General features: G+C 56.8%; 1 protein-coding gene. It reads left to right on the top strand.

Annotated elements, in window-relative coordinates; translation table 11 throughout:
- Positions 1-284, top strand: a 284-nt coding sequence (locus tag ACX4ZE_RS22885; RefSeq protein WP_480275530.1) for an ETX/MTX2 family pore-forming toxin, incomplete at its 5' end; no start/stop codon positions are given.
- Between the last annotated feature and the right edge of the window lie 478 nt (positions 285-762).

Below are 762 nucleotides of genomic sequence, written 5' to 3'. Positions count from 1 at the left end.
GCCCATGGGTTTGCATGAATCAGGAGTGCACAGGCTACTATCAATCGATCTACCAGATGGTCAAACAAGCGCAGGACAGCGGACAGACCAAATCCTTCACGAAGACCCCCCCACTGCCAGCAGGATTCTCGCTGAACAACGCCAACCAGACGCTGCGCTTCAAAGGAACCGGAACCTACAAGGCCGCCTACGGAGCGAACTTCACGGTCCATGTTTCGATCACACCGAACGCTCCCACCGCACCTGCGCCCAAGTCCTTCACACGAACCTTCAAAGCGCTCTGAACTACACGCACATACTCGCCGCGGGCCCTTTCCCGATCATGATCGGGAAAGGGCTGGCATGTCAGAAGCACAAGCTCACCAAGAACTCTCGTACATACCGAGTAACTCGCCTCGGTACGCACGCACGCGCAGATAGCGCGACAGATCCCGAACTGCCTGCAGCACAAGGGAATTCGATTTGCTGCCATGGAGTGATCCTTTTCATCCTCGGCTGGCGTGAAGCTCACGCTCTTGTAGAACGTGGATAGCACTTGTCCAGTGCCCTTTGGCCAATGGCTTCTGCACCTATCGGTGTGGACCGTCGAACCGAATACCTTGCCGGCAGCGGTGCGCTACATGATCGAATACCCTGACCGAAGACATGAGCCGGCCCCACAAGCTGTGAAAGCGATGCTCACTCCGCCACCTCGCTGATGCGAATCCAAACCTCCTCACCAACCTGTGCCACAACGATATCCAGGCCACAGCTGACCGGACA

The organism is Nocardia sp. TBRC8007, assembly GCF_056629435.1.
Note: the sequence above shows the minus strand (reverse complement) of the source record. Positions and strands in the feature narration are given on the sequence as shown.